Below are 25,572 nucleotides of genomic sequence, written 5' to 3'. Positions count from 1 at the left end.
ACGTCGAACCTGAGGCCGCCCGCACGGCGTCGGCGATCGCCGTACCCTTTCCGCGTGACCGCCCCGACCCTTCTCCACCGCGCCCTGCACGACCCCGGCGACCCACCCCTCCGCCCGCTGCCGGACCCGGCGGCGGAGCTGCTGCGCGAGCTGGACGCGCCGCCGCGACTGGCCGCGCATCTGAGGGCGGTGCACGACGTGGCGTACGACCTCGTGGAGTGGGTGACGCGGCAGCATCCTCAACTCCCGCTCGACCGCGAGGCGGTGCTGTTCGGTGCGGCCACGCACGACATAGGCAAGACAGCGCACACCACGGAACTCTCCGGCCCCGGTTCGGCGCACGAAGTCGCCGGTCGTGACCTGCTGTTGGGCCACGGCATCGCCCCGCACCTGGCCCGCTTCGCCGCCACCCACGCGAGCTGGACCGCGCCGGACGTGACGATCGAGGATCTGCTGGTCAGCCTCGCCGACAAGGCGTGGAAGAACAAGCGCGTCGCGGAGCTGGAGGACCTGGTGGTCGGGGCGCTGGCCGAGGCGAGCGGGCGGACGGCGTGGGAGGAGTTCCTCGACCTCGACGACCTGCTGACGGCCGTGGGGGAGGGGGCGGAGGCACGGCTCGCCTTTCAGGGGGCGTATCCCGTGTGACCCGCGCCGGCGGGGTCGGAAGCCGAGGAGCGCGTCGAGGCCGATCTCGACGGGGAACGGCAGTTCGGTGACGAGTTCGTCGTGGTGCCGGCCGCGACCTCGTACGGCTCGGTTGCGGCGGCGTTCTGCGCGCCACGCGAGCCGTCACGCGCAGAGTAGTGCCACATCTTCGGACAACCCTCCTGCGCCAACCGTTTACACCCGCCCCTATTCGCGCTAACTTCCGCCACAGGCGGGGTGGGAGCGCTCCCATGCGGGTGGACCGGAACCCATCCGAAGGGGGACCACCCACCCCGCTCCTCCGCACACGCATCCGCACGGCCCGTACCTCAAGGAACGGACTGGACTGTCATGATCCTGACAAAATCAGCGGCGTCCCCGGGTCGCCGATTAGTGCTCCCGACTCGCGCCAGAGCCCTCTTCCTCGTCCTGGTCTCGCTGCTCGCCACCATCCCCGCGGTCGCCCTGGTCGTCACGACCAGCGGGCAGGCGGAGGCCCACGGCACCCCGATGAAGCCCGCCAGCCGTACCTTCCTCTGCTGGCAGGACGCGCTGACCGACACCGGTGAGATCAAGCCGGTCAACCCGGCCTGCAAGAACGCGCAGGCCGTCAGCGGCACCACGCCGTTCTACAACTGGTTCTCGGTGCTCCGCTCGGACGGCGCCGGCCGCACCCGCGGCTTCGTACCGGACGGCCAGCTGTGCAGCGGCGGCAACACCAACTTCACCGGCTTCAACGCCCCCCGCAACGACTGGCCGTTGACCCACCTCACCTCGGGCGCGACCGTCGACTTCTCCTACAACGCCTGGGCCGCGCACCCGGGTTGGTTCTACGTCTACGTCACCAAGGACGGCTTCGACCCGACCAAGACCCTCACCTGGAACGACATCGAGGACCGGCCCTTCCTCTCGGTCGACCACCCGCCGCTCCACGGCAGTCCGGGCACGGTCGACGCCAACTACTCCTGGACCGGGCAGCTTCCGTCCAACAAGTCGGGCCGCCACATCATCTACATGGTCTGGCAGCGCTCGGACAGCGCGGAGACCTTCTACTCCTGCTCCGACGTCGTCTTCGACGGCGGCCACGGCGAGGTGACCGGCATCCACGAACCGGGCAACCCGACCGAACCGGTCCCCGGCACCTGCACCGCCACCCGCAGGACGACCGGCAGTTGGAGCGGCGGCTACCAGTCCGAGGTGACCGTCACCAACTCGGGCGACGTCCCGATGCTCGGCTGGATGGTCGACTGGACCCTCCCGAGCGGGCAGAAGGTGGACAGCCTCTGGAACGGCAACGCCACCTACACGGGCCAGGACGTGATGGTCCACAACGCCGACTGGAACGGGTCCCTGAGCCCAGGGAAGAGCGCGACGTTCGGGTACGTCGTGACCGGCTCCGGCGGTGATACGGCGACCACGTTGCCCTGTCGCGTCGGGTAACCCCGGCCGGCGTGCGGACCCGGTGGGCCACGAGCCGCCGCTCACCGGGTCCGTCGGCGATGACATGATGGCGGGCATGACGTTCACGCTCCGCATGACCGTGCCGGCCGCGTCCCGAAAGGGCGATGCCGCGTAGGCGCCCCGGCGCGCTGCGCGCCGCCCGACCCTCAAGTGCCCCGCGATGGGGCCTGCCCCCGGCCCGCATCCACGGCCTCTCCACCCGAACCACCCTCGCGGTAGCCCGCGTTGAAGGCCTTCCGACCGACTACTACGTGTACTCCGGCGCCACCGACCAGGCCCTGCGGCGCTACCGCCAGTTCCTGCGACCGGCGGGCCGACGACCCCGCTATCCGCAGGACGCGGAGTGCTCCTGCCGCGGCTGCTCCTTCGACGACGTCCGCCACGCCCGTGACGTACTGGACGAGGTCCTCACCCGGCTGCCTCCCCGACCCCGCGCCGAACTCTCGCGCGTGGTGAGCGACTTGGACGCCGTCTACCTGCGACGCACCCTCCCCGACCCCTTCGCCGCGGAGCGCCAGTGGCGGGCCGACCTGTGGTGGCGCCGCCGACTGGCAGGCGGCCGCGAGGACCCACTCCCCGACCCGAGGAAGCCGGCACCCCGCCGACGGCGCCGATGACGTACGCCGACGAAGGGCCCGGACGACGGCACCGCGCGCCGCCGATCAGATGCATGCGTGACCGGGGCAGGCGACGGCGGCGGGTTCGTCGGTTGGCGTGCGTGTGTGGCCCGACGGGACGGAGGGCCCGGAGCGCGCGTTCGCCGGGTTCGTGCTCGCCGTGTGGCCGGAGGGCGACCGCTACCGGCTGCTGCTGTCGCCGGCGATGCGGAACCTGGGGCAGGCGCGGGTGACCGAAGCCGTGGCGCCGGCCCGCGCCGCGGCTCTCGCGATCCTGGAGCGCGGCCGGCGGACCGGCGTCTTCCACGACCGGCTCCCCGCGCCCGCGCTCAGCGCCGCTATGGAGGCGTACACCATCGGCCTGCTGGAGGCTGTCTCGGCCGGTCTCTGGGACGGAGACGGGGCACGGGCCGCGGTGGCGAGTGTCATCGCGGTCGGTGTGCCGGTGGAGCGCGCGGAACGCGTGGTCGCGGAGGTCACCGCCACCGGGCGGGAGTGAGGCGGGCGGCGATGGGGGCGGTCGGCGGCGGGGCTCAGGGGCGGACCCGGTGGACACCCCCACCGGGTCCGCGAGCCGGGCAGGCGAGGGGGGAGTCCCTGCCCGGGTGTGGAGTGGCTGATGACGGCGACAGCGTGCGGCCGGACAACGTTGTCGAGTGGTCTAAACCTCACTTTACCGCGTCAATGGACCGCGAAGTCAAGCGAGTTGGGTTGACCCGTAAGAGTGGCTCCGCGGTGCCGTCGCACGGCTGTCCGTGACCCCGCGTGGTACGGCTGGCGCACGTGAAGCCCCTGATGCTTGCCGCCACTCTGGCCATGGTGTTCGCCGGTGTCGCCGCCGCGCCCGCCACACCCTTCGCGCCTCCCGAGCTCGTCGACGACCCCACCCCCTACGTCGATCCCCTCATCGGCACCCGCAACGGCGGCAACGTCTTCCCCGGCGCGGTCACCCCGTTCGGCATGCTCTCGTGGAGCCCCGAGAACACCCGCGGCGACGCCACCCGCACGGCGGCGCCCGGCGGTTACCACTACGACGCCACCCGCATCCGGGGCTTCAGCCTCACCCACCTGTCCGGCACCGGGTGCGCGGGCGGCAGCGGTGACATCCCGTTCTTCCCGTACGCCGGACAGGTCGCCTCCTCGCCCGCGAGCGACACCGGCGACGCGGTGTACGCCGCCGACTTCGACCACGCCGACGAGACCGCCGAACCGGGCCGCTACAAGGTCGCCCTCGCTTCCGGCGTCACCGCGGACCTCACCGCCACCGCCCGCACCGGATCGGCCCGCTTCACCTACCCGCCCGACCGGCCCGCCTCGTTGCTCATCCGCACCGCCAACTCCGAGGTGGGCTCCACGGATTCGACGGTCGAGATCGACCCGGAGACCCGTACCGTCTCCGGCTCCGTCACCTCCGGCAACTTCTGCGGCCACCTCGACCCGGAAGGCCGACGCGCCTACTACACCCTGCACTTCACCGCCCGCTTCGACCGCGCCTTCAAGGCGACCGGCACCTGGCGGGACGACCGGCTCGACCCCGGTTCCCGCGCGGCGAGCGGCGGCACCGGCGGCTTCGCCGACGGCGGCCGGCCGGTCGCCGGCAAGGGGGCCGGGGGATACGTGGAGTTCGCGCCGGGTGCCGGGCCGGTGAACGTCAAGGTCGGTGTCTCGTACGTCAGCCGGGCGGGCGCCGAGGCGAACCTGGCGGCGGAGAACCCGCCGTACCGCACCTTCGACGACGTACGGGAAGCGGCCCGCCGGGCCTGGCGGGACGATCTCGCCGCCGTCCGCGTCGGCGGCGGCACGGACGCCGAACGCACCACCTTCTACACGGCCCTGTACCACTCCCTCCTGCACCCGAACGTCATCAGCGACGCCGACCGCAGGTATCGCGGCCCCGACGGCGAGGTGCACCGGACCGGGCGGCGGGCGCAGTACGGCACCTTCTCCGGCTGGGACGTCTACCGCGACCAGGTGCAGCTGCTCACGCTCCTCCAGCCGCGTACCGGGTCCGACATCGCCCAGTCGCTGTACGAACTCGCCGAGCAGAACGGCGGGATCTGGGACCGCTGGCTGCACGGCGCGAGCGGCACGCACGTCATGAACGGTGATCCGTCCGCCGTCGCCCTGGCGGGCATCCACGCCTTCGGCGGTACCGACTTCGACCTGCGCGGGGCGCTTGACTCACTGGTCCGCGCGGCGACCGTACCGACCCCGCAGGATCTGTCCGCCGCCGGGAAGCCGGCCCTGTCGGTGGGGCAACGGCCGTCTCTGGACCGCTACTTGAAGCACCACTACATGCCGTCCGTGTCCAACGCCTGGGGCGGTGCCGCGGAGACGCTGGAGATGTCCGGCGCCGACTTCGCCCTCGCGCAACTCGCCGAGGCGGCGAGGGAGAAGGGCGTGGCCGACGAGTTCGCCGGGCGCTCCCAGTGGTGGCAGAACAACTTCAACATCGGGGCCCACCCGAGCGGCGGCTACATCGCCAACCGCAAGCACGACGGGAGTTGGGTCACGGGCTTCACCCCGGTCACCGGCAACGGGTTCGTGGAGGGGACGGCCGCCCAGTACACCTGGATGGTCCCGCACAATCCGGCCGGGCTCTTCGCCGCGATGGGCGGGCGGGAAGCGGCCCGCGCTCGGCTCGACTCCTTCTTCCACGCCGGCGACGGAAGTTGGGCCTTCACCGGGAGCGGTGGCGAGAAGGCCGAGCTGGACAACGAGCCGTCGATCAACGTGCCCTACCTGTACGACTACGCGGGCGCCCCCTACCGCACCCAGGAGACCGTACGCGCCGCCATGCGACAGCTGTGGTCGACACAGCCGGGCGGCATCCCGGGCAACGACGACCTCGGCGCGATGTCCGCCTGGTACGTCTTCGCCGCTCTCGGCATGTATCCGCAGGTCCCCTCCCGCGCCGAACTCGTCCTGGCCTCACCGCTGTTCCCGCGGATCGAGATCGACCGCCCGGACGGCAACGGCATCTCCGTCCGCGCGGAAGGAGCCGCCGCCGACGCGCCGTACATCCACTCCCTGCGTGTCAACGGGCACACCAGTGAACGGCCTTGGCTATCCTCCGCTTTCGTGCGGGACGGCGGGCATCTCGACTACACGCTCTCCGGCACGCCCGACCGCGCGTGGGGCGCGGACGCCGCTGCCGCCCCGCCCTCCTTCCGCGAGGGCGAGCAGCCCTACCAGGTCGGCATCGGGCCGACCGCGGTGACGCTCGCCCCGGGCGGCAGCGCGAAGGTCGCCGTTCGCGCCCTCGCGCTGAGCGGCGGTACCGGTCCCGAGGTCCGCTTCCGAGTCGACACGCCGGAGGGGATCGAGGCAAGTCCCGCCGAGGGGAGGGTCGTCGACGGGGCTCGGGAGATCACGCTCAGCGCCGGCGAGGACACCCCGCAGGGCTTCTACGACGTCGAGGTCGCCGTCGACTCGTACGCGCAGCCGGTCTTCCTGACCGTCGCCGCCCCCGGCAGTCTCCTCGCCGCCTACGACGGCACCGGGATCTCGGACGACTCCGGCGACCACGACGAGGGCGACTTCGACGGCGGCGGCTGGAGCTACTCCCGGCAAGCTCTGGCAGCGGCTGGGCTGAGCCCGGGTGGGCGGGGCCGGGTGGGTGACGGCCTCGGTTTCACCTGGCCCGGCTCGCCGAACGGGCGGCCGGACAACGCCTCCGGGAACGGGCAGACCGTGCAGTTGGCCCAGCCTGTCAGCCAGTTGGCCTTCGTCGGCAGCGCGGTCAACGGGGATCAGCGGGCTCGTGCCACCGTCACCTACACCGACGGCAGCACCGACACCGTCGACCTCTCCTTCACCGACTGGACGCTCGGCGGGGGCGGCGGCAGTGTCCGGTACGGCAACGAGGTCGTCGCGAGGACCCCGTACCGGAACGTCCCTGGCGCCGGGCGGGAAGCGGTCGCCACGTACGTCTTCGTCACCGAGCCGTTCAGGGCGCCCGCGGGGAAGGCCGTCGCGGGTGTGCGGCTGCCCCGCGAGCCCGACCTGCACGTGTTCACGCTGGCGACTCGCTGAACAGCGCGTCCAGCCAGTCGAGTTGGCGGCGCACATGGACCGCGTCGCCGCCCTCGTGGCCGTTGTACGGGTAGGCGTGGATCTCCCTGCGCGGGTCGGCGCCGGACAGTTCGGCCCAGCGGTTGAAGGCGGCGTACGCGCCGCTGGGCGGGCAGACCGTGTCGCGCAGGCCGACGCCGAAGTGGGCCGGGGCGTGGGCGCGGCGGGCGAAGGAGATGCCCTCGACGTAGGACAGGGTGCGGTACGCGGCCTGCTCCGCGTCCCGGTGCACGGAGAGGTAGGTGCTGATCTCGCCGTACGGGTGGGCGTCGGTGAGATCGAGGGCGCGGCGGATGCCGCACAGCAGCGGGGCGGTGATCAGGGCCGCGGCCAGGTCGGGGACGAGTCCCGCGACGGCGAGGGCGAGGCCGCCGCCCTGGCTGTTGCCGACGGCGACCGTGCGGGAGGCGTCCACGCCGGGCAGGGCGCGGACCGCGCTGACCGCGCGGACGGCGTCCGTGATGAGGCGACGGTAGTGATGGTCGCGGGGGTCGAGCAGGCCGCGGGTCATGGGGCCGGGGCCGCCGGGGGCCTGGGCGTGCGGGTCGGGGGTGGCGCCGCCGTTGCCGTACTGGTCGCCCTGGCCGCGGTTGTCCATGAGCAGCACCGCGTATCCGGCGTTCACCCAGGTCAGGCGCTCGTGCGGGAGGCCGCGGCCACGGCCGTAGCCCGCGTACTCGACGACCGCGGGCAGGGGTTCCGGCACCCCGGCGGGGCGGGAGAACCAGGCGCGCACGGGATCGCCCGCGAAGCCCCGGAACGTCACGTCCCAGGAGTCGGTGAGCCGCAGGCCGGTCTCCACCGGCCGCACCGACACCAACACCTCCTCCTGGGCGGCCTCCTTGAGGGTCCCGCTCCAGAACTCCTCGAAATCGGAGGGCTCTTCGGGGAGCGGGCGATGGCGCACGAGTTCCGTCAGCGGCAGGTCGAACGCGGGCACGGGACACCTCGCAGGAGTCGGACTCGAAAGGGAAACTTGCGGAGATCAATGCATCTGGCCCACGGGTTCTACCCCGTGCCCAAGGGACTTCAACTCCCCACCCATGCCTCAAAAGACCGCTGCGACACCCATTGACAGCGCTTTCCATGTGCCTTTAGGTTGCCGCGAAGTTACCGGTAAGAGCTCGAAAGTTTCGGTTCAACTCCCCTCTCCTGAGAGGACCGAGCAATGAGCACGTCCACCAAGTCGGCCTCTCCGCCGGGCGTCCAGGACCCACCCGTCCCCGCTCCACCGCGCAAGCCCTCCGCGCGCGTCACCTGGAGACGGGCACTGCGCCGCGACTGGCAGCTGTACTCGCTGGCGGTGCTGCCGCTGCTGTTCTTCCTGGTCTTCCGCTATCTGCCGATGCTCGGCAATGTGATCGCCTTCCGGCGCTTCGAACCCGGCGGCTCGATGTTCGGCGAGCAGTGGGTCGGCCTGCGCTATGTCGAGATGTTCCTCAGCGACCCGACCTTCTGGCAGGTCTTCCGCAACACGCTCTGGCTCGGCGGACTGACCCTCGTCTTCTGCTTCCCGGTGCCGATCGTGCTGGCCCTGCTGCTCAACGAGGTGCGCCGGCGGTCCCTGAAGCGGTTCGTGCAGTCGGTGTCGTACCTGCCGCACTTCCTGTCGATCGTGATCGTCGCCGGCATCACCCTCCAGATCCTCGCCACCGACGGCCCGGTCAACCATGTGCTCGGCTGGTTCGGGCACGAGGAGATCCGGTTCATCCAGGAACCCGAGTGGTTCCGCACGATCTACGTCGGCTCCGAGATCTGGCAGACCGCCGGCTGGGGCACGATCCTCTACCTCGCCGCGCTCACCACCATCGACGAGGACCTGTACGAGGCCGCCCGCATCGACGGCGCCGGCCGCTGGCGGCAGACCTGGCACGTCACCCTGCCCGGTATCCGACCCACCATGATCACGCTGCTGATTCTCAACGTCGGCACGTTCATGGCGGTCGGCTTCGAGAAGGTCCTGCTGCTGTACAACCCGCTGACCTACCAGACCTCCGACGTGATCTCGACGTACGTCTACCGGACGGGCGTCGAGTCCAACAGCTTCAGCTACGCCGCCGCCATCGGCCTGTTCGAGGCGGTCATCGGACTGGTCCTGATCACCTCCGCGAACCAGCTCTCGCGGCGCACGGTGGGGACCAGCCTGTGGTGAGGCCGAGCCGCTCCCACCGGGTGTTCCAGGGCGTCAACGGGGTGATCCTCAGCCTCGTCGTGGTCGTGACGCTGTATCCCTTCGTCAACATCGTCGCCCGGTCCTTCAGCGGGGAGCGGCAGATCCGCGCCGGTGAAGTGACGCTGTGGCCCAAGGGGTTCAACCTCACCACGTACAGAATCGTGTTCCAGGACTCGATGTTCTGGCGGAACTACGGCAACACCGTGTTCTACACGGTCGTCTCCACCGCCGTCGCCATGATCCTGACGACCTGTTACGCGTACGTCCTGTCGAAGAAGCACCTCAAGGGGCGGACCGCGCTCGTCGGCGTCGCCGTGTTCACCATGTTCTTCACCGGCGGTCTGATCCCCAACTACGTGCTGATCACCACCCTCGGCCTGAAGAACAGCGTGTGGGCGATCGCCCTGCCCAACGCGATCAGCGTCTTCAACCTGCTGGTGATGAAGGCCTTCTTCGAGAGTCTGCCGGGGGAGCTGGAGGAGGCCGCCCAGATCGACGGGCTGAGTACCTACGGCACCCTGCTGAGAGTCGTGCTGCCGCTGTCCAAGGCGGTCGTCGCGACGATGGTCCTGTTCTACTCGGTGTCCTTCTGGAACTCCTGGTTCAGTGCGTTCCTCTACATGGACAGCTCGGACCTGATGCCGGTCACGGTCTATCTGCGGAACATGATCCTGGGCGCCACCGGCGGCTCCACCGCGGGTGCCGGCACCGAGCAGCTCAGCCAGGTCGGCGCGAACATCCAGGCGGTGACCATCGTGCTCACCTCGCTGCCGATCCTCTGCGTGTACCCGTTCGTCCAGCGCTACTTCGTCTCGGGCGTGATGCTCGGCGCGGTCAAGGGCTGATCCCCCCACTCGCCTGAGCCGTCCAGAGCTCATCCCGACTCACCTACGGAACAAGGGAGTTCCCGTGAAGAACGCAGGAGAGCTGTCGCGGCGCCAGATCCTGGCCGCCGCCGGCTTCATCGGTCTCGCCGGCCTCACCGGCTGCGGCAGCGGCGACGACGGCGGCGACGGCAAGGACCTCTCGAAGAAACAGAACGGCGCGATGAAGGAGTACCGCGCCGGGCAGCAGTTCAAGGCCGCCAAGCCGCTGTCGTTCTCGATGCTGCACAACAACAACCCGGTCTACCCGTACAAGAGCAACTGGCTGTTCTGGAAGGAGGTCACCCAGCGCACCGGCATCACCCTGAAGCCGCTCGACGTCCCGCTCGCCGACTACGAGAAGAAGCGCAGCGTCCTCATCGGCGCGGGCGACGCCCCCTTCCTGATCCCCAAGACGTACCACCCGGGCGAGGTCGCCTTCGTGTCCTCCGGCGCGATCCTGCCGGTCAGCGAGTACGTGCACCTGATGCCCAACTACCAGGACAAGGTGAAGAGGTGGAAGCTCGAACCCGAGCTCGACTCCATACGCCAGTCCGACGGCAAGTACTACCTGCTGCCCGGCCTGCACGAGAAGCCCAAGGCCGGCTACTCCCTCTCCTTCCGCACGGACGTCCTCGACAGGCTGGGTCTTACCCTGCCCACCAGCTGGGACGAGGTGTACGCGGTCCTGAAGGCGCTCAAGACGGAGTACCCCGACAAGTACCCGTGGACCGACCGCTGGAGCACCAACACCCCGTTCCCCTGCGGGGCGCTGTTCCAGTACCTCGGCCAGGCGTACGGGGTGAAGGCGGGCTGGGCGTACGACAACATCACCTTCGACACCAAGACGCAGAAGTTCGTCTTCACCGCCACCCAGGACAACTACCGGGCGATGATCGAGTACCTGAGGAAGATCGTCGCCGAGAAGCTCCTCGACCCCGAGAGCTTCACCCAGCAGGACGAGCAGGCGACGCAGAAACTCCTCGCCGAGAAGTCGTACGTCATCAGCGCCAACCCGCAGGAGCTGGTGCAGAACTACCGCTACAACCTGGAGAAGCAGGTCAAGGGCGCGAAGATCGAGATGGTCCCGGTGCCGCTCGGGCCGGCGGGCCCGGTCGTCCTCGGCGGGGTCCGGCTGGAGAACGGGATCATGGTCTCCAGCAAGGCCCTCAAGAGTGACGGCTTCGTCGCGATGATGCAGTTCGTGGACTGGCTCTGGTACTCGGACGAGGGCCAGAAGCTGTGCAAGTGGGGCGTCGAGGGCGTCACTTACACCGAGTCCGGCGGCACGTACAAGCTGAAGCCCGGCATCTCCCTCATGGGCTCCGACCCGGACGCCCCGAAGGACCTCCAGAAGGACTTCGGCTTCTTCAACGGCGTCTTCACCTACGGCGGCAGCTGGGAGCTGGTCTCCTCCAACTTCGGCCCGGACGAGAAGAAGTTCCAGGACGCGATGTCCCAGCGCGAACAGCTGCCCATCGACCCGGCGCACCCCCTGCAGTCCGTCGAGCAGGAACAGGCGACCCTCTGGGACACCCCGCTCAAGGACCACGCCATCCAGAACACCCTGAAGTTCGTCCTCGGCAAGCGCCCGATGTCCGAGTGGGACGCCTACGTCACCGAGTTGAAGGCGAAGAACCTCCAGCAGCTCGTCGACCTGCACAACAGGGCGTACGACAGGTTCAAGAAGGAGAACGGATGATCCACGTCCCCGCCGAACCGACCGGCGAACTCTCCGACGCCTGGCGTCACTGCGTCGGCACCGGCCGCATCGAGCTCGCCCTGCGCCGCGACTACCAGGACTCACTGAGGCTGCTCCAGGACGAGATCGGGTTCCGGTACATCCGCGGTCACGGCCTGCTGAGCGACGGCATGGCGGTCCACCGGCCCTACGAGTGGCAGGGCGGCCGGCACGTCCACCACTCGTTCACCTACGTCGACCAGGTCGTCGACGCCTACCTCGACCTCGGCATCCGGCCGTTTGTCGAACTGGGCTTCATGCCGGCGGAGTTGGCATCGGGCGAGCAGACGGTCTTCTGGTGGAAGAGCAATGTCACCCCGCCCCGGTCCTACGAGGAGTGGGCTGACCTGGTCCGCGCGACCGTCGCCCACCTCGTCGACCGCTACGGCCTCGACGAGGTGCGCACCTGGCCCATCGAGGTGTGGAACGAGCCGAATCTGTCCATCTTCTGGGAGCACGCGGACGAACAGGAGTATCACCGGCTGTACGAGGTGACGGCGGCCGCGGTGAAGGAGGTCGACGCCGGGTTGCAGGTCGGCGGCCCGTCCCTCTCGCCCGGCGCGGACGACTGGCTGGGCCGTTTCGCCGAGTTCGCCGAACGCCGGGACGTGCCCGTCGACTTCGTGTCCAAGCACGCCTACACCTCCGGCCCGGCGGACCACGTGCCCTTCGGCACCCATCAGACGCTGGCGCCCGCACAGGACCTGCTGGACCAGTTCGCCACGCCCCGGGACCTGCTGAAGGGCACCCGCCTCGGCGGACTGCCGGTCCACATCACGGAGTTCAACTCCTCCTACCGCCCCGACAACCCGATCCACGACACCGCCTTCCACGCCGCCTACCTGGCCCCCGTCCTCGCCCACGGCGGCGACCACGTCGACTCCTTCTCCTACTGGACGTTCAGCGACATGTTCGAGGAAGCCGGCCCGCCGACCGCGCTCTTCCACGGCGGCTTCGGACTGCTCACCCACCGGCAGGTGAAGAAGCCGACGTACCACCTGTACGCGTTCATGGCCCGCATGGGCACCCAGCTCCTCGCCCGCGGCGACGACCACCTGGTCACCCGGCACACGGACGGCCGCGTCACCGTCCTCGCCTGGGCACCGGTCGACGCGAGCGGGCAGACGCCGGGACCGGAGCGGCACCGGCTGAAACTGTCGGTGCCGCTGAAGGCCGCGGGGGAGGCCTTCGTACGGCGGTCCGGCGTGGACGAGGAGCACGGCAACGCCCGCACGGCCTGGCAGCGCATGGGCAGCCCCCGGTCACCGCGCCCGCACCAGCTCGACGTACTCCACGAGGCGGCCGAGCCCGGCCGGCGGCATCTGCGGCTGCCGGTGGCGGACGGGCGGGTGGAGCTGGACCTGACGCTGAGCCGTCACGAGGTGACGCTGGTCGAGGTCAGCGCGGTCGTGGACGAGGCGCCGCCCTGGACGGACGAGGGCCGGCTGCTCGGCGGGGAACCGCGATGAGCACACCGTCGTCCGCCGCCTTCGGCGCCGGCTCCCTCTCCCGGGCCGCCGCCCTCATCCACACCCTCCTCACCGTCGAGGCCCTGCTGCTGGCCGCCGCGAGCCCCGGCCTCGCGGGCCTGCTCCTGCTGGGCGCCGACCCGTCGAACCTCCCCCTGGCCGCCGTATGCCTCCTCCCGCTCGGTCCGGCCGCCTCCGCCGCCGTCTACGCCCTCCACCACCGCGACCGCGACCTCACCGACCTCCACCCGGCCCGCGCCTACCGGCGCGGCTGGCGGCTCAACGCGCTGCCCGCGCTGCGCCTGTGGGCGCCGCTGCTGGCCTGGCTCACGGTCATCGCGTTCACGCTCACGCACTTCACCGCGACCGGGCTGCCCGGCTGGTGGGCGGTGCTGCTCGGCGCGATCGGGGCCGGTTCGCTGCTCTGGGGAGCGCACGCGCTCGTCCTGACCTCCCTCTTCAGCTTCCGCAGCCGCGACACCGCCCGCCTGGCCGCGTACTTCCTGTTCCGGCACGGCCGCGCCACCCTCGCCGCCGGTTCGCTGCTCGTCCTGGCCGCCGCGGGAACCGCCCTGCTGACCGAGGCCCTGCCCGCCCTGCTGGCCGCCCCGCTGCTGCTGTCCCTGCTGCACGGCAGCCGTGCGGTGATCGCCGAGACCGAGAGGGACTTCACCGCATGACCGGCAGGATTCCGTACGGCGGCGACTACAACCCCGAGCAGTGGCCGCCGGACGTCCGGGACGAGGACCACCGCCTCTTCACCCGGGCCGGCATCGACACCCTCACCGTCGGCGTCTTCTCCTGGTCACTCACCCAACCCGCCGAGGACACCTACGACTTCACCGTCCTCGACCGCATCCTCGACCGCGCCGCCGCCGAGGGCCGCCAGGTCTGCCTGGCCACCGGCACCGCCGCCCTCCCGCCCTGGCTCGCGAAGAAGTACCCCGAGGTCAACCGCACCGACTTCGAGGGCCGCCGGCACCGCTACGGCCAACGCCACAACTTCTGTCCCAGCTCACCGGCGTACCGTCGCCTGTCCACCGCGATGGCCGGACGTCTCGCCGAACGCTACGCCGACCACCCGGCGTTGCTCGCCTGGCACATCAACAACGAGTACGGCGGAGCCTGTTACTGCGACCTGTGCGCGGACGCCTTCCGCGACTGGCTCCGAAACCGGTACGGCTCACTCGACGCCCTCAACGACGCCTGGTGGACCACCTTCTGGTCGCACCGCTACACCGACTGGGCCGAGATCGAACCGCCCAGCGCTCTCACCGAGCACTGGCGGGGCCCCGACCACACCGCCTTCCAGGGCACCACTCTCGACTACTTCCGCTTCACCACCGACGCGCTGCTCGGCTGCTTCCTCGCCGAGAAGGAGGCGATCCGCCGGCACGACCCGGAGACCCCCGCCACCACCAACTTCATGGGCATGTTTCGCCCCCTCGACTACCACCGCTGGGCACCCCACCTCGACTTCGCGTCCTGGGACAGCTACCCGCCCCTCGACGCCCCGCCCACCTGGGCCGCCCTGGCCCACGACCTGATGCGCGGCCTCAAGGACGGCGCCCCGTTCTGGCTCATGGAGCAGACCCCGTCGACGACGGCCTGCCGGGACGTGAACCCCCTGCGCCGGCCCGGCGAGTTACGCCTCGCCACCTTCCAGGCGATCGCCCACGGCGCCGACGCCGCCCTGTACTTCCAGCTGCGGGCCTCCCGCGGCGCCTGCGAGAAGTACCACGGGGCGGTCATCGGCCACGCGGGCCGGGACGACACCCGCGTCTTCAGAGAAGTCGCCGATCTGGGAGGGGAGTTGAAGCTCCTGGGCGGCGCGACCCTGGGCGCCCGCACCCCCGCCCGCACCGCCCTGCTCTTCGACTGGGACAGCTGGTGGGCCCTGGAGATCTCCGACGGCCCCTCCCGGCTGGTCAGGTACCAGGAGGTCGTCCACGCCTACTACCGCGCCGCCCGCGAGGCCGGCGCCGACGTGGACGTCGTACCCCAGACCGCCGACCTGACCGGGTACGACGTGGTCCTCGCCCCCGTCCTCCACATGGTCAAGGGCGACCTCGCCAGCCGCCTCGAAGCCGTCGCCGCGCGCGGCGGTACCGTCCTGACGACCTTCCTCTCCGGCCGCGTCGACGCACACGACCGTGCCTTCCTCACCGACGTCCCCGGCCCGCTCGCCCCGCTCATGGGCGTCCGCGTGGACGAATGGGACGCCCGGCCGCCTGACATCACGCAGGCCATACCGGAGTTGGGGTCCGAGGCGCGCCTCGTGTTCGAGATCGTCCAGCCGCGCGGCGCCGAGCCGGTCGCCACGTACGGCGGCGACTTCTACGCGGGCACACCGGCGGTGACCCGCAACACCTTCGGGGACGGCGAGGCCTGGTACGTCGCCACCGCCCTCGACCAGCCCGGCGTCGACCAGGTGATCCGGCGCATCCTCGCCCGTCACGACCTGCTCGGCCCGTACGCCGACCACCCGGCCGTCGAGACCGCGACCCGCGTCACCCCCGACGGCACCCACATCCTCTTCGTCCTCAACCACGCGACGGAAGCAGCCCACTTGACCGCCCCCGCCGTGGTCACCGACCTCCTCACCGCCAAGCGGACGGAGCAGGGCGACCCCCTGTCCCTCGACCCGCTCGGTGTGGCCGTGCTGCGGCTGCTCAGTTGATGACGACGACACGTGCCCACGACGGCGGGGTGTCCGGGACGTAGTCCGGGTCCTGCTCGTCCGCGCCCGACGCGGGGCGCGGAAAGAGCCCGACGACGGTCCGGCAGGGCGGGGCCTCGGACGGCCAGGGGGTCTGGCCGTCCGTCAGCGCGACGATCACGTCCGGGCGGGGCCGGGAACGCAGGGCCCGGGTGAAACCGGAGCGCAGGTCCGTCCCTCCGCCGCCGATCAGTTCGATGTCCTCGGCACGGCAGAGCGGGGCGGCGAGCCCGGCCGCCGCGTCGCAGGAGATCACCGAGACCAGGTCGCGCCGGCCGCCCACGGCCCGCGCGATCGCCGCCACCTCCAGCAGCGCGCTGCCCAGCTCGGCATCGCTCACCGAACCGGAGGTGTCGATCACCACGCACACCCTGGGCGGGGTGCGGCGCAGACTCGGCAGCAGCACGCCCGGGACGGCGGCCGAACGGCGGGACGGACGGCGGTACGTGTGGTTCTCGCCCACCCCCGGCGCACCCGCCGCCGAGCGGATCGCCGCGCCCAGCAACTGCCGCCAGGGCTGCGGCGGATGGAACGCCTCGTCGGCCCAGCGCCGCCAGCCCTCCGGAGCCTCGCCGGGCCGCCCCTTGATCCCCTCGGCGACCCGGAAGCGCACCGCGTCACGCTGCTGCCGGGTCAGCCCGTTCGCCCCCTCGGCGCCCAGCTCCCAGGGCCGCGCCTGCCCGTCGGCGCCGCTGCCGCAGTCCAGCCAGGCCAGGTCGGCGGCGAGCCCGGACATGGAGGACGTCCGCAGGTACTCCTCCATGAGGAGGTCGTTGTCCAGGCCCAGCAGCGACGGCAGGACCGCGCCGAGGGGGCGGGGCAGGCCGTCGCCGTAGATGTCGTCGTTGATCTCGAAGTCGGCGGCGATGTTGCGGCGCAGCCTCCCCCAGCCTTCGGCCGGGGGGACCCCCGTCTCGCCGCGGCCGTACTCCTCGTTCTCCCGCGCATAGCGCTCGCCCCGGCCGTGGTGGTCCCGGAGGAGATGCGACACCTCGTGCACCCACACGCCGGCCAGCTCCTCCACCGGCATGCGGGCCACGAAGGCGGGGGAGACGTAGCAGCGCCAGTGCGCGTCGACCGCCATCGTCGGCACGGACCGGTCCTCGACGACGTGGAGCGCGAAGAGGGCGACGGCGAGATAGGGGCGGACCTTGACGGCATGCAGACGGGCGGCGAGCAACTTCTCCATGTCCAAGGGGAGGTGAGGTGCCCCTGGTTCGGTGTCGGGCCGTTGCGGCAGCGTGGCCCGCACCGGGCGCGGTGGGGGAGGGGGTGACATGGGGCGCGGTACGGGACGCGGCGCGGACCTTGTCATCGGCCCCGCCCCAGCCCGGCCTCCACCCGCTCCACCGACTTCTCCGCCCGGTCGGCGATGCCGACCACCCTGGCCAGCCGTTCCACCGCCGCCGGCACCTCCCACTCGTCGCGCCGCAGCCCGGCCAGCGCCTTGGCCGGGGCGACCAGCAGATCCGGGGCGCCGGTCTCCATGGCCCGGACCAGCACCGCCCAGCCCGCCTCCCAGCGCTCCCGCTCCGGCCGGGCACCGACCGCCGCGACCACCGCCTCCAGCGCGGCCTGCCGCAGGTCGCCGCGCTCGGGCAGCTCGGCCGTCGGCGGGTCGGCCAGCAGCGACTCCGGGTCCGGCAGGTCCATCCGGTCGAGGTGGGCGAGCAGTTCGAGGCCCGGTCCGTCCCCCACCGCGCCCCGCACCAGCAGCGCCAGCACCTCACGGGAGACGCCGGCCGCCGTGCCGAAGGCCAGCAGGGTCAGCGCCGTCTCCCAGCTGCGCGGCGACGGCCACGCTCCGCCGCGCCGCGTCTCGGTGCTCGGGAGCCGGTGGATCAGCGTCGGCCGGGCGTGCAGGAAGCCGCAGACCGCGCGCCGCGCGAACGCCACCGCCTCCGCCAGCCGCTCCGGATCCAGGCGGGGCAGCTCGGCCCGGGGCCACACCCCGCCGAGGCCCCGCACCACCACGTCCCGGTCGTGCACCCAGTACAGGTGCACGAACCGGTTGGCCAGCGGCGGGCTCAGCTCCCAGCCGTCCGCCGCCGACGCCCGCGGATTCGCGGCGGCCACGATCCGCACCCCGGGCGGCAGCTGGAGCGCGCCGACCCTGCGCTCCAGCACGACCCGCAGCAGCGCGGCCTGCACGGCAGGGGTGGCGGTGGACAGTTCGTCCAGGAAGAGCAGCCCCCGTCCGGCCCGGACCAGCTCCACGGCCCACTGCGGCGGAGCCATCGGCACTCCCTGCACCGCGGGGTCGTCGCCCACGATGGGCAGCCCGGAGAAGTCGGTCGGTTCGTGAACGCTGGCGATCACGGTCGTCAGCGGGAGGTCGAGGGAGGCGGCGAGCTGCGTCAGCGCGGCGGTCTTGCCGATGCCGGGCTCGCCCCACAGCAGCACGGGCAGGTCGGCCGCGACGGCGAGGGTGAGCGCTTCGAGCTGCTCGTCGGGGCGGGGCTCGGTGCTGGTGGTCCGGAGCAGCTTCAGGAGGTCGTCGGCGAGGACGAGTTGGGGGTTGGCGGGCAGCAGGGCGTGCGAAGTCATGGGCATCACCTGAGGGGTGGGAGGGGGGTCCCGGACGGGATCCCGAAAGGAAGGGGGAAGTCGAGTTCAGACGGCCAGGCCGGTACGCGGCCGGGCCCGGCGGTTGCGCTTGCGGCGCATCTCATGAGGGATACGGCGGTCGAGCCGTGGACGGCGCCCCTCCTCGGCCACTTCGGCCGCGGGGTGCTCGGGGACCAGCCCCGACCGGTAGAGGCCGTGCTCGAGGCGGCGGGCCGCGGCCGACTCCAGCTCCTCCCGGAGCGGACCGTCACGCAGCACCGCACCGGGACCGAGCAGCGCCTCGACGACGGCCAGCGCCCCGACGACGTCGCCGTGACCGAGCCGCTCCCGCACCGCGGGCAGCTCCTCCGGATTCCGGTGCACGGCGTCGATCGCCCGCAGGCAGGGCAGGGGCGGTCCGCCGAGCACCACCAGCAGCTCTTCGCGGCGCAGTTGGGCGGGGTCGTGATCGACCGCCGTCAGCACGCCGTCCCGCAGCGCGATCCGGTGGACCTGGCCCCGGCACTCCACGCGATGCGGATCGCGCACCTCGGGGGCGGGGGCGGCCGTCTCCACCTCCGGGCGGTGCACCGCCAACGCGGCGGCGACGAGCGGATGCAGCCGGTCGACCGGGACCAGTCCGGCCCGCACCAGTTCCAGATCCGGCAGCACCCGGGCCGCCGCTTCCGGCAGCACCGGCAGCGCCGCGACCTCCTGAGCAGGCGGCTGCTCCCGCAGCGGCCGCACCGTCGGTACATGACTGTCGTCGGGCGCGACGAGTTCCAGCACGGTACGACTGCGCGGACCGAGCCGCACGGTGAAGGCCCCGCGGGGAAGACCGTCGGCACGGAACATCAGCTCCGCCTCGGGGGCCCAACGCTCCCTGGCCCAGGAGGAGTCGGCGTCGTCGGCCCCACGCGCCCTGCCCCATGAGGAGCGCCACGCGAGTTCGCGACTGCGCCCCGCATCCCACAGATGCCGATGCAGATCGAGCCGGAAACGCCGGTCGGGATGCGGATGCGGATGCGGTCCGGGATCGCCGTCCCCGGACTCCTCCCACAGCGCGAGCGCCATCCGCTGACCGGCGTCCGCCCAGGCCGGCGGCGTCCGCACCACCAGTTGCAGCGGTACGGCACCCCGATAGCGGGCCAGGGTGAGCGTCAGGCCCGGCCGGAGCCGCCCGTCGGGGGCGACCCGGGGCATGTGCCAGCGCAGCAGATCCGGCGCCAACCGGCGCAGATCCGCACGGAGTTGAGCCGTGACTTCGGTGCCGTGACGACGACGCACGGCGCGCAGATCGAGATCGACGTCGACCCGGGCGGCAGCGCAGGCGCCCGCCCAGTCACCGGCGGTACGCCGGACCGTCGAGGTCTCGATCATGGACGGTGGCACGGCGTACGCACGCACGCGCTGCCACATCAACAGGCGGGTCGGAATCCCGTTCGCGAGGTGGGCTGCCATCAGCACTCACCTGTAGCGAACGAGTCCCCCAATCCGAACGAGGAGAAGGTCTTCATCGGCGGCATCATAAGCACGGCGCTCAAGATCTGTCAGTAAATAGTCCGCCCGTGCCGGTCCGGGACCCCGGACTTCCGGAGGAAGTAGCTGTTGATCTGGTCCCGCCACTCGCGCGCACTGCGCAGCTGCTCCTCGAACAACCCGGCCACCCGCGCATGCCGTACCGGATCGACGGCCCCGGCCAGCGCGTCCCACCTCCGCCGGGCCTCCGCCACCTCGTCCACGCCCTCGAAGTGCGTGTCGTAGATGTGCTGGATCACGGTCTTCCCGCTCTTGAGCACATGCTCGTACGGCACATGATGGAAGAACAGCAGCAGCTCGTCGGGGCAGGACGCCACCGTCTCGTACACCTCGGCCCACCGCTTGCCGTACTGCCCCGCGAACCCGGTGCCGGACGCCACGCTGCGATCCACGCCCACGCCGTCCCGGTCGGCGAAGTGATAGGTCCCCCACGGGCTGTACTCGTACCCGTCCACGCTCGGCCCGTAGTGATGCCCCGGCTGCACCATGAAGCCCACTCCGAGCGGAGCGGTGTACTTCTCGTACGTCCGCCACGAGCCCGCCATGACCGCCCGCACGCCCGCCGTGGCGTCCGCCCCGAAGGTGAGCCGGATCCACTCGTCGAGGATGCCGTCGACATCCGCGTCCGGCTGCCAGGCCAGCCGCCCGAAGGTGTGGAGATTGGCCTGCGCCAGCGGATGCCCGGTCCAGAACGGGTCGTCACCGACGTTCGACACGGCGACGAGCCCGCCGCGCGCCAACTCCCCGACACGCACACCGTCTTCCGGCTCGAACCGCAGCGCCTCGCTCCACATCGGCCCCAGCCAGCACACATGCCGCTGCTGCCCGGTGTACTCCTGCGTGGCCTGCAACTCCACCGCGAGCCGCGTCCCCGGCATCGCACCGATCAGCGGCGACACCGGCTCGCGTACCTGGAAGTCCATCGGTCCGTGCTTCACCTGGAGCACGGCGTTCGCCGCGAACTCCCCGTCCAGCGGCGTGAAATGGTCGTACGCGGCACGTGCCCGGTCAGTCGTGCGGTCCCGCCAGTCCTGGTGGTGGTCGTAGACGAACGCCCGCCAGTGCACGGTGCCGCCGTACGGCTCCAGCGCGGCGGCCAGCATGTTCGCCCCGTCGGCGTGACTGCGGCCGTACGCGAACGGGCCGGGCTGCCCCTCCGAGTCGGCCTTCACCACATACCCGCCGAAGTCGGGGATCGCCTCGTGGACCCGCGCGGTCGCCGCCGCCCACCACGCGCGCACCTCCGGATCGAGCGGATCGGCGGTGGCGAGCCCGCCAAGCACGACCGGTGCCGCGAAGGTGACCGACAGATGGGTCCGGATGCCGTAGCGCCTGAACGCCCCTGCCAGCGCGGCGACTTCACCGATCCGGTCGGTCAGCAGGCGTGCCTCGGCCGCGTGCACATTGACGTTGTTCACGGCCACGGCGTTGATCCCGCAGGACGCCAGCAGCCTGCCGTACGCGGCCACCCGCTCCAGGTCTCCGCGCGCCCTGCCGTCCTCCCAGAACAGCGAGCCGCCCGCGTAACCCCGCTCCACCTGGCCCATGACCGGGTGCACGGCCACGTTGTCCCAGTGGTCCAGCATGCGCAGTCCCACCGCCGGCCGATGGGTCTGCCGCACCGGCTCGCCGAGGAACGCCTCCTCGCCGAGCCGGACGACATGGAAGAAGCCGTACAGCAGCCCGCGCGCACCGGACGCGGTGACGGTGGCACGTCCGGCGCCGCGTTCGTACGTGAACCCCTCGGAGTCGTCGGCACCGCCGAGTTCCAACAGCAGGTCGCGCGGCCCGGGTTCGCGCGAGACATCACCCCCGTACTTCGCGCACGCGTCCGCCAGCTCGCCGTACACCGTGTCCACCAGCGGGCCCGAGCCGCGGATCACCGTCCGCCGGGTGCCGATCGGCCGGAACACCCCGTCCGGCAGCCAGGCCGGATCGACACCCCGCATGATTCCTCCAACAGCCCTGCTCAGCCCAGCAGTTCGAGTTCCGACACCACCGCCTCACCGTCGAGCACCAGGCGGTACTTCCGGTACGTACCCGGAGACCCCACGGTGAACGCCCGTGTCTGCCGGTCCCAGGCGAAGGACTCCCCGGACCGCCGGTCGAGGGTCTCCCACGTGGTGCCGTCGTCCGACCCCTGGAGCGTCCAGCCGGTCGGCGCCCTGGTGTGGTCCCCGGCCGACGTCATCGTGTACTGCACGCCCTTGACCGGTCCGGACACCGGAAGGTCCACCGAGGTCACGGAGGCGTCGGTCGCCGAGGTGTCGTCGAACAGCTTCCCGTCGCCCTTCAGCACATCGCTGCGCGGGCTCGGCACCTTGTCGTCCTGCGTGATCGACACGGGCGCCGAGTCCTTGCCCCACGCCGACGGCCGCGGACCCATGTCGAAGTCGAGCACCGCCCCCTTCGCGAGCAGCGTGTGCGGTAGCGAAGTCGACGACCAGGAACGCCCGTTGACCCGCAGCCCCTGGACGTACACATTGCGGGAGTTGTTCTTCGGCGCCCGCACCACCAGGTCCTTGCCGTTGTCCAGGTGGACGGTCGCCTTGGTGAACAGCGGGGAGCCGACGGCGTATTCGCCGCTTCCCATCACCAGCGGGTAGAAGCCCAGCGCGGAGAACAGGTACCAGGCCGACTGCTCGCCGTTGTCCTCGTCGCCGTGATACCCCTGCCCGATGTCGCTGCCGACGTACAGCCGCGACAGCACCTCACGGACGGTGCGCTGGGTCTTCCACGGCTGACCGGCCGCGTCGTACATGTACGTCACATGGTGGGCGACCTGGTTGGAGTGCCCGTACATGCCCATCCGCACGTCCCGCGCCTCGGTCATCTCGTGGATGACCCCGCCATAGGAGCCGACGAAGTCGGGGGAGGCGGTCTCCGGGGTGGCGAAGTACGTGTCGAGCTTGTCCGCCAACCCGGCCCGTCCGCCGTACAGGTTGGCGAGTCCGCGGGAGTCCTGCGGGGCGGTGAAGGCGTAGCCGTATCCGTTGGTCTCGGTGTAGTCGTACCCCCAGACCCGCGGGTCGTACGCCGAGGACTCCACCCGCCAGTCCCCGGTGCGGTTCCGCCCCTGGAAGAAGCCGGCCTTCGGGTCGAAGAGGTTCACGTAGTCCCGGGCCCGGTCGAGGAAGTACGCCGACTCCTCCGCGTACCGCTTCTCACCCGTCTTCTCGTACAGCGCCCGGCCCATCCGCGCGATGCCGTAGTCGTTGAGGTAGCCCTCCAGCGCCCAGGACAGGCCCTCGTGCGTCTCGGTGCTCGTGTAGCCGAGGAAGGGCGAGGTCTCCATGCCCTTGCGGCCCACGCCCGGCATCGGCGGCACGACCGTCGCGTTCTTCACAGCCGCCTCGTACGCCGCCTCGGCGTCGAAGTCGACACCCTTGACGTAGGCGTCGGCGAAGGCGACGTCCGAGGAGGTGCCGGTCATCAGGTCGGCGTAGCCGGGGGAGGACCAGCGCGAGGTCCAGCCTCCGTCCTTGTACTGCTGCACGAACCCGTCCACCAGCTCGCCTGCCTGACGGGGCGTCAGGAGCGAGTACGCCGGCCAGGTGGTCCGGTACGTGTCCCAGAAGCCGTTGTTGACGTACACCTTGCCGTCGACGATCTTCGCGCCGGTGTGCGTCGGGGTGTCGGGTCCCGGCATGGGGGAGAACGGGGATGCGTACTTGTACTCCGAACCCACCTTCTCGAAGCCCGAGTTGGGATACAGGTACAGCCGGTACAGGCTGGAGTACAGCGTCGTCAGCTGGTCCGGTGTCGCGCCCTCGACCTCCACCTTGCCGAGCAGCCGGTCCCACTGCCGCTGTGCCCGGTCCCGTACGGTCTCGAAGCCGGTGCCGTCCGGGATCTCCTGCCGCAGGTTCTCCTTCGCCTGGTCGAGGCTGATGAGCGAGGTCGCCAGGCGCAGGGTGACTGTCGGGGCGTCGAACCGCAGATAGCCCTTCACCCCCTGCGACGCGCCGTCCGTCACCGGCTGGTCGAACACGCCGTAGACGAAGAGCCGCGTCGCGCCCGTGGACAGCCCGGACTTCACGTCCGAGTAGCCGGTGATCACCCCCGCCGCCTTGTCGAGCGTCAGCCCCGCCTGATCGGTGACGTTGTCGAAGAGGACGCTCGCGTCGTCGCCGGGATAGCTGAAGCGAAGCACCGCCGCATGGTCGGTCGGCGCCATCTCCGCCTTCACGCCGTTCTCGAACCGCACCCCGTAGTAGTACGGCCGCGCGGTCTCGTTCTCGTGCCGGAAGGCCAGCTCCCGCGCCTCCCGGCCGGTCTCCGGGACGCCGGAGGCCGCCGACGGCATCACCTGGAAGGTCTGCCGGTCACCCATCCAGGGGCTCGGCTCATGACTCGCGCTGAACGCCTGGATTGTGGGCAGGTTGTCGTCGTTGTTGCCCCGCGCGTAGTCGTACAGCCAGCTCAGCGAGCCCGCGTTGGTCACCGGCGTCCAGAAGTTGAAGCCGTGCGGCACGGCCGTCGCGGGGAAGTTGTTGCCGCGCGAGAAGCCGCCGCTGGAGTTGGTGCCGCGGGTCGTCAGCGCGTAGTCGGACAGATGGGCCTTCGGCCGCTCCGGCGCGACCGACTCGATCCGCACGTCGTCCAGCCAGCCGCGGAACTTCGCCGGCCCGCGCGGGGAGTCGTACGCCACCAGGATCCGGTCGACGGTCTTCCCGGCCGCAACCGACCCGATCCGCGAGGCCACGCTGTTCCACTGGTTGACGTACAGCACCTTCGCGGCCCCCTGGGCCTGCGGCGACAGCCCGAACCCGTGCTGGTCCGTCGCCCCGAGCCCGCTCAGACGGGTGCCGTCGGTGAAGGCCAGGTCCACGGCCACGTTCGTGGCGGCGTAGTCCCGGTCGCCGTCCGCCATCGACGGGAAGACGCGGTAGGACAGCCGGGTGTTCCGGCCGACGGCGACATTCACGTCGTAGACCTTGTTGTACGAGTACGCCCGCCCGTCCGCCGTGTGCCGCCCGGCGTACCGCAGCGCCCGCTTGCCGGTGAACCCGGCGCGTGCCTTCGCCGTCGGCGAGCCGATCGGGCCGCGGTCGACCAGCGTCAGCATGTCCTGCGGGACCGGCCCGGCGCCGCCCCCCGTGGAGAGCTGCACGTCGGCGAGCTGGAGGATGCCCTGGGCGCCGTTGTTGGCCGTGATCTCCAGGCGGAAGTGCGGGTACTCCGCCGGCTCCGGGAGGTCGTACGACTTCGTCTGGAACCGTTCGTCGAACGTCTCGCCGGAGCGGGTGTCGAGGGTCTTCCAGTCCTTGCCGTCCGTCGAGCCCTGAAGGGTCCAGTCCCTCGGGTCGCGCTCGGCGTAGTCGTTGGCCGAAGTGAGGGCGTATGTGGTGATTTTGTAGGGCTTGTCGAGGTCGAACTCGGCCCAGCCGGTGGGGGCGAAGGTCAGCCACTTGGTGACCGCCTCACCGTCGGCGAGGTTCTCCTTCACCTCGCCGCCGCCGGTGTTCTCGGCGCTCGCGCGGACGTCCGTGACGTGGTCGGTGACATTGCCCGGGATGCCGCTGCTGTAGCCGCCGTCGACGCCGGAGGCGCGCTCCGGGGTGCTCAGCCAGTCGGGTGCGGGGTCGTCCGCCTCGAAGGAGGACGCGAACTCCCCGGCGGCGCCGGGTGGCGCCTGTGGCAGGGCGGCCGAGGCCCCCTGGGAACTCATGGCCAAAGCGAAGGCGGCCATGAGAACGACCGCCGAACTGTGTCTGTGCCGCA

Annotated in this window: 17 protein-coding genes; 11 read left to right on the top strand and 6 right to left on the bottom strand. The window is 71.2% G+C overall.

The genetic code is table 11. The annotated features are described in order from the left end of the window. Window positions 1-54 precede the first annotated feature (54 nt). The 5 genes from ACFUO4_RS09690 to ACFUO4_RS09670 all read left to right on the top strand — a co-directional run bounded on the left by ACFUO4_RS09690 (window position 55) and on the right by ACFUO4_RS09670 (window position 6,758). Window positions 55-645, top strand: coding sequence for an HD domain-containing protein (locus ACFUO4_RS09690; protein WP_383481811.1), 591 nt, complete (start codon window positions 55-57; stop codon window positions 643-645). A 351-nt stretch (window positions 646-996) separates the two neighbouring features. Next, on the top strand, window positions 997-2,085 hold the full coding sequence (locus tag ACFUO4_RS09685) for a lytic polysaccharide monooxygenase (protein ID WP_079310019.1): 1,089 nt from the start codon (window positions 997-999) through the stop codon (window positions 2,083-2,085). A 125-nt stretch (window positions 2,086-2,210) separates the two neighbouring features. Next, a complete protein-coding gene (locus ACFUO4_RS09680) occupies window positions 2,211-2,723 on the top strand; it encodes a hypothetical protein (RefSeq protein ID WP_383481808.1) in 513 nt (170 codons plus the stop codon). Between the two features lie 97 nt (window positions 2,724-2,820). After that, entirely contained in the window at window positions 2,821-3,222 is a 402-nt protein-coding gene (locus tag ACFUO4_RS09675) for a hypothetical protein (protein WP_383481805.1), read from the top strand. 296 nt (window positions 3,223-3,518) lie between these two features. Continuing rightward, a complete protein-coding gene (locus tag ACFUO4_RS09670) occupies window positions 3,519-6,758 on the top strand; it encodes a GH92 family glycosyl hydrolase (protein WP_383481802.1) in 3,240 nt (1,079 codons plus the stop codon). On the opposite strand, the gene ACFUO4_RS09665 is transcribed toward ACFUO4_RS09670, so the two are convergent. Then, entirely contained in the window at window positions 6,739-7,737 is a 999-nt protein-coding gene (locus ACFUO4_RS09665; protein WP_079309812.1) for an acetylxylan esterase, read from the bottom strand. The two genes, ACFUO4_RS09670 and ACFUO4_RS09665, sit on opposite strands and share 20 nt — an antisense overlap. 228 nt (window positions 7,738-7,965) lie before the next feature. Here ACFUO4_RS09665 and ACFUO4_RS09660 point away from each other — a divergent pair, with 228 nt between their 5' ends. The 6 genes from ACFUO4_RS09660 to ACFUO4_RS09635 all read left to right on the top strand — a co-directional run bounded on the left by ACFUO4_RS09660 (window position 7,966) and on the right by ACFUO4_RS09635 (window position 15,723). Then, complete coding sequence (locus ACFUO4_RS09660; protein ID WP_383481799.1) at window positions 7,966-8,949, top strand: ABC transporter permease; 984 nt, start codon at window positions 7,966-7,968, stop codon at window positions 8,947-8,949. After that, entirely contained in the window at window positions 8,943-9,815 is an 873-nt protein-coding gene (locus ACFUO4_RS09655; protein WP_383481796.1) for a carbohydrate ABC transporter permease, read from the top strand. The genes ACFUO4_RS09660 and ACFUO4_RS09655 overlap by 7 nt, the downstream gene beginning before the upstream one ends. Before the next feature lie 64 nt (window positions 9,816-9,879). Then, window positions 9,880-11,535: an extracellular solute-binding protein gene (locus ACFUO4_RS09650; RefSeq protein WP_383481793.1), complete on the top strand. Its 1,656-nt coding sequence runs from the start codon at window positions 9,880-9,882 to the stop codon at window positions 11,533-11,535. Further along, window positions 11,532-13,043 (top strand): xylan 1,4-beta-xylosidase, encoded by a 1,512-nt coding sequence (locus tag ACFUO4_RS09645; protein WP_383481790.1) that lies wholly within the window; start codon window positions 11,532-11,534, stop codon window positions 13,041-13,043. Before ACFUO4_RS09650 ends, ACFUO4_RS09645 begins: the two co-directional genes overlap by 4 nt. Then, entirely contained in the window at window positions 13,040-13,723 is a 684-nt protein-coding gene (locus ACFUO4_RS09640) for a hypothetical protein (RefSeq protein WP_383481787.1), read from the top strand. Before ACFUO4_RS09645 ends, ACFUO4_RS09640 begins: the two co-directional genes overlap by 4 nt. Beyond that, on the top strand, window positions 13,720-15,723 hold the full coding sequence (locus ACFUO4_RS09635; protein ID WP_383481784.1) for a beta-galactosidase: 2,004 nt from the start codon (window positions 13,720-13,722) through the stop codon (window positions 15,721-15,723). Before ACFUO4_RS09640 ends, ACFUO4_RS09635 begins: the two co-directional genes overlap by 4 nt. On the opposite strand, the gene ACFUO4_RS09630 is transcribed toward ACFUO4_RS09635, so the two are convergent. The 5 genes from ACFUO4_RS09630 to ACFUO4_RS09610 form a co-directional block, all read right to left on the bottom strand. After that, a complete protein-coding gene (locus ACFUO4_RS09630; RefSeq protein WP_383481781.1) occupies window positions 15,716-16,951 on the bottom strand; it encodes a VWA-like domain-containing protein in 1,236 nt (411 codons plus the stop codon). The genes ACFUO4_RS09635 and ACFUO4_RS09630 overlap by 8 nt on opposite strands. Before the next feature lie 122 nt (window positions 16,952-17,073). Beyond that, window positions 17,074-18,309, bottom strand: coding sequence for an AAA family ATPase (locus ACFUO4_RS09625; protein ID WP_383481778.1), 1,236 nt, complete (start codon window positions 18,307-18,309; stop codon window positions 17,074-17,076). A gap of 66 nt (window positions 18,310-18,375) precedes the next feature. Further along, window positions 18,376-19,770 (bottom strand): hypothetical protein, encoded by a 1,395-nt coding sequence (locus ACFUO4_RS09620; RefSeq protein WP_079309804.1) that lies wholly within the window; start codon window positions 19,768-19,770, stop codon window positions 18,376-18,378. Between the two features lie 89 nt (window positions 19,771-19,859). Continuing rightward, entirely contained in the window at window positions 19,860-21,797 is a 1,938-nt protein-coding gene (locus tag ACFUO4_RS09615; protein ID WP_383481775.1) for an alpha-glucuronidase, read from the bottom strand. A 20-nt stretch (window positions 21,798-21,817) separates the two neighbouring features. Then, window positions 21,818-25,525, bottom strand: a complete 3,708-nt coding sequence (locus tag ACFUO4_RS09610) for a GH92 family glycosyl hydrolase (RefSeq protein ID WP_383482387.1) — start codon at window positions 25,523-25,525, stop codon at window positions 21,818-21,820. Between the last annotated feature and the right edge of the window lie 47 nt (window positions 25,526-25,572).

Origin of the sequence: Streptomyces sp. NPDC057280, assembly GCF_042668605.1 — a bacterium.
GTDB lineage: Bacteria > Actinomycetota > Actinomycetes > Streptomycetales > Streptomycetaceae > Streptomyces.
The sequence above is the reverse complement of the archived record's forward strand: the minus strand, read 5'-3'. Positions and strand labels throughout refer to the sequence as shown.